The 5104-nt window shown below is 40.0% G+C and carries 2 protein-coding genes; both read right to left on the bottom strand.

Features of this window, described 5'->3' with window-relative positions; translation table 11 throughout:
- Window positions 1–38: 38 nt before the first annotated feature.
- Window positions 39–1625, bottom strand: coding sequence for a DUF5719 family protein (locus A5295_RS04245; RefSeq protein ID WP_012914043.1), 1587 nt, complete (start codon window positions 1623–1625; stop codon window positions 39–41).
- Window positions 1612–5013: a glycosyltransferase family 2 protein gene (locus A5295_RS04240; RefSeq protein WP_064621808.1), complete on the bottom strand. Its 3402-nt coding sequence runs from the start codon at window positions 5011–5013 to the stop codon at window positions 1612–1614. Before A5295_RS04240 ends, A5295_RS04245 begins: the two co-directional genes overlap by 14 nt.
- Window positions 5014–5104: the final 91 nt, after the last annotated feature.

The following is a 5104-nucleotide window of genomic DNA, read 5'->3' as shown; positions in this document are numbered from 1 at the left end:
TTAATTTATAGTCGCTTATAGCAATATTTTTATTCGTATTATTGCACAATATGATTGTCAGTTTTAACGTATACCTTCATTTCTTGCGGTTCCAAAGATTGCGCAGAAAGCCAAGAAATACCTGCTATACCAGCCTTATCGATTTCATCTTTATGAATACGGGCAGACAAAGCAACTTTGCTATGCGATTTCGCAATAAACATAACTGCATCGTGCGAAATTTCTGAAACAGGAATTCTTAAAGATGCATTCGCAGGAATCGTTACGTTTTTTGTAGCAGCTAATACACCATTTAAATCAAATCCTTGCAAACGCACAGCAGTATCTTTATCACTTGAAGAAGAAAGGTATAGAGCTGTTTCATTAGCAGAAACAGGCGATACAATTGCGCCACTACCTTGTACGTTAGATGGTGTAATAAAAGCTACATCTGATTGATTATCTTTGCCATCTTTAGTAATGGACATCATTACTTGAGTAGGAACATCTCCACTTACGCTCAAAGCATTAGCATGCTCCGGAACTTTTCCAAGATCGACAACTTGCAAATGGTGTGCTTTTAACGTCAAATTCTTTACTTCTTTAGAACCTGTATCATTCATCCATGAAAGCGTTACATTACCATCTTTATTTGGCCATACATATAACTTAGATTGATCGCCTTCACTAATACCTGAAAGAATATTTGTATTAGATTGAGTGCTTAATTCATGAACAATATCTACACCTTTTACAGATAAGCCACTCATATGAACGACTTTTACAAATGATGCTATAGGTGTCTGCTCACTTTCAACTTGCACGTATAATCCAGAAGTCTTAGGAGAGGCAGCAGCAAGATCAAAATATGCATGAGAACGAGCAGGAACAGTAGAAGCACTTCCTGTAGAAAGATTTAACTGATTGCTGCCGTGCTCAGCAGACCAAGCTCTAACACGAACAACAGTGGATTTTGAAGCAGCATTAAACGCTTCTAAACGAATAGAAATTCCATCAGCAGATTCTGGAACTAGGAATGTCTGTTTCATAGACGGCATTGAACAGGTAGTTGCAGATAAACCTTTTACGTCACCTTTAGTAGCCCATGAAACCATGGAAGCAGATATTCCAGTGCCAGATCCAACTCGTGACAAATGTCCTTCTAGAACTTGAGCGTCATGATTTACATTATTGTTAGCAATAAAAGCTGACGTATCATCATCAGTTGATTTTGAATTCAACGTAATAGATTGATCATTGTTATCTCGTATGTTACGCAAGCTAGAACTATACACATCTCCAAAAGCACCATAACGAGCAGAAGATTGTAAATCGCCTTCTGATTCGTTATATTCGCTATCACCATATTGAGTCAAATCTGGAAGAGACAATCGAATAGGACAAATAGTTTGCAAACGAGTAGAACCAACACTACTTATAACGCCACTAGATGGAGTATTAGGATTGTCTACAAAGTGAGACATTGGTAAGCATAATGCAACAACACATGCAGAAGCAATAAGTATTATTGCACTAAAAATAGCAAGTGAGACAATACTGACTATTTTGTTCTTGCGATTAATATCTACATCCGCATTTACTTCACCATGCTTAGAGCCCTCATGAGGATTTTTATGCCAGTTCATCTAATTCCTCCTCATGCCTGTCATCTGAACGTTCTATCATTGCATGTCTGCCAAATCGAGGCACGGCAACAATACAGTACAGCAGTAATACCATAGAAGAAACAATAATCCAAGGAACTCTCCACGCAAGAGGCCTAGATCGATAATACGGAGATGTAGAAGACAACGACTTAGAATCAGGCACACCATCAAATCTGCAATAAGTTCCTTGCGGTGATGAAACAACCAATTGTGTACCGTCAGAAGCGTTAACGTGTGCAATTAATTGTTCAGTAGCTTCTTTGTTAACATTACTCACTGTTTGCACAGAAGGATGTAACAATTGTTGTATTGACATAGAAGTTTTATGGGAAACCTGCTTATTTTCTGAACTATTAACAATATAAATACCGCCAATTCCAAGTTGCTTTAACGTTGAAATTGCGCCATTATCTGCATGAGATAACAATTGTGCTGAGGCACGATATATTGCTTTATTGCTTGATGAATCACCAAACATTACTTGTCTAACACGAAGTGCTGGAGATTCGTCTATTGCATCTCCCTTAGATGTTCGCATAATAGAGATTGACAAATCATGGCTACTTTGAGCTCTTAAAGCAAGTATTCGCCGAGTATCGTCTTTTCGCAAATAATCAGAAACAACCATAGGGAGCTCATTGTTATTTGCGCAAATAGATGTAGCAGGTCCGCTCAATACAGCAAAAAGACCCAAAAGAACCGCCATAGTCAACATGCTACTTGCAAGAACAGCGCGTGCTATGCGAATTATGCGCTGCAACAATTGTGCCGCAGAACGACGCATTGCAGCACGTCTACTTGCACGAGTTTTATAGTTATCAAAAATTTGAGACTCAGATTCCTTCGAAGTACGTAGTGGCTCAAAGCGTCGAACAGCTTGACCGGCAACCATGCACATACAAGATAAAATGCCGACAGTAGATAATGCGACTCCAGGCAAAACGCTTGCAGCAACAGGTCCTGAAATATCGGATGCAACTACAACACGAGCGGCAATAAGAGATAACAGCATTCCGGAAATAATCACAACCCACATCATTCGAGAAACTCGCAAAGCAAAAGGCAAAGTTAATGACGTAACAGCCATAACAACAGCTAGAATTGCAAAAATTACCATTATTATTGTTCTTAAGCTCATCAATGGCATATTAATTTCAACATTAGGAGAAGCCATATTAAAAGCGTGCAACAAAACATCAGCGTAATCGCTTACGCGTGGAGCACCTTGCACACTTCTCAATGGCAAAGCCATACTAGAGAACAATTGACGCCACATTCCAGATTCGCCATATCTAATAGCACTTCCTATTGTAGGAAGCAAAACAATTATCGATGGTATAGGCATAAGCGCGAACATAATACGATGAGAGCGCACCATAATAAACGACGCAATAAAAATAACAATAAGAGGCAAAACAAGCTGCGGTTCTGCAGCTACTGGAACCATAAAGCATAATGCTGCGCATGCTGCACATTGAGTGGATTTAACAGGACGCACAGGATCTTCTGTTACGTACATTCCAACAGCATGGAACGCAAAAGCAAATGCTGCAGGCAAAAATGCCATAGTCATTAACATTGGCAAATCACCGCGTGCAAACAAACCAAAAGCAATAGCAATCATAGTCCAGCAAATACCAGCGCATACACGCACAGTATCCGAGCGCGTAAATACGCCAGCAAGAGCCCAAAAACTTAAACACATAGCTGGAGCAGCTAAGAAGAACATTAATGTGACAGCCAATAACGGGTTAGCACCAACCACAATTGATGCGATTGCCCAAATACTTAGCCATGGTGCTGGAGGAATTGCAGGTCCAAAACCATCATCAGGAACCCATGCACCAATAGCAGAATTCCATAGTTGATTGAAATCTGCACCCGTTGGTAACCATTGCTGTGCATTCCAAGAAGCGCCACTTAAAATTTCACGCCATGGAGAGCCATATAAATTCAATATGACTGCAAAAAGAAGAAGAGACGCAAGAATAACAGCACTCCACCTACGCAACACTCGAATATGCAAATGCCGCTTCGCTAGAGGACTCAACAGCACGAAATGCTGTTGAGCTTGGAAAGCAGAACTACGATCACGCCAACGTGCAACTTGATGACGATCTGCGATAAGAGGAACAAGTCGTTTTAATGGAACACGAGTATTCCTTGCAACCCTTCTGCGAGCAAAAACTGCTCTAGGTAATTGCATAATAGCAAGCCATGGCAAAAGCAGACGAATCCACGCTATATAAGGATGTTTAGCAAACAGCGAATGCAAAGCGCCAACGAAACAAGCAGGCAAACTAAGAATCCATATAAGAGGCCACAAAAAAATACTAATATCAGTGTATTTGTAACGCTGCTTAGCTACGAGAGAAGCTGCTACACCATACTTAGATCCTGAATTATTATGATTTCTAGCATCACCGTTACGAGTACGGATACCTTCTAACCTTGCACGCCTGTGTGCGATACGAGCTGAAGGAACTACAACAACACGACCTCCAGATAGACATACTCTACGACAAAAATCTCTTGATTCGCCAAAAGTTGTCATCCATGGTTGCGTACCGCGTAAAGTCTGCCATGCAGTTAATGTGACTAAAGCACCTGCTAGCGATACTGCATACACATCTCCACGTCCATCATACTGTTCTTGATCTGGCTCGCCGTCAACAGTAAGAGTATGAACACCGTGACGCCAAGCATACATTCCAACGTTATGCAAGATATTTCCTTGCCAATCAACTTGTTTAGCTCCCAATACTGATGCAGTCGGAGTATTGCGCCAAGTTTCACGCAAATATTCTAAGCAATGGAAGTCTGCAGGACGAGAATCATCATGCAAAAGCCATAATGCAGAAACTCCTGCACAAGGCAAAATCTTGCGCAAAGATTTTTCTATTGCATCTCCAAAAGAATGAGCATAAGAAATAGGAATAATAATTATGTGTACAGATTTATTTTCACTATTGTTTACGCGAGTATTATTTACGCGATTAGTATTTGGTCTATATTTTGAATCGCTATCAATTGCATTATTGGAATCGATATTATTAGCATTCTGCAATAATGATTTCCTAGTATTAATTGCTCCCGCAAGCTTAGATGAATTAATTTTTATTTGTAAATTCGTTTGCATAGTCTGCTTTACTCGACTAGCACAATCGACTATTACTAAAGTTCCAGGAAGAATTGATTGACTTAGTACTGCATGTAACGTATCAGCATAAAAACGAGTATCTCGCTCCACACACATCATTGCCATAATGGACGAATCCACATCATGAGGATGCGCATCTTTCGCAGATGACAGCACCTGTAAAACTTCGTCTTCAAATGTAAGATTATGAGCGGTTATCGAATCCATACTTACCAGTTTACGCAGGGGGTATGTATCCGCCAAAACACAAGTCGTAATTCTAAATAAATTTATACACTGTCTCTTATACACATCTGAC

It is taken from the genome of Gardnerella sp. 26-12 (assembly GCF_001660745.1).
In the GTDB taxonomy this organism is placed as follows: domain Bacteria; phylum Actinomycetota; class Actinomycetes; order Actinomycetales; family Bifidobacteriaceae; genus Bifidobacterium; species Bifidobacterium swidsinskii.
Note: the sequence above shows the minus strand (reverse complement) of the source record. Positions and strands in the feature narration are given on the sequence as shown.

Bases quoted from the DNA above. Each gene is read 5' to 3' on its own strand.
- A5295_RS04245 (WP_012914043.1), bottom strand. From the start codon at position 1,625: ATGAACTGGCATAAAAATCCTCATGAGGGCTCTAAGCATGGTGAAGTA.
- A5295_RS04240 (WP_064621808.1), bottom strand. From the start codon at position 5,013: ATGGATTCGATAACCGCTCATAATCTTACATTTGAAGACGAAGTTTTA.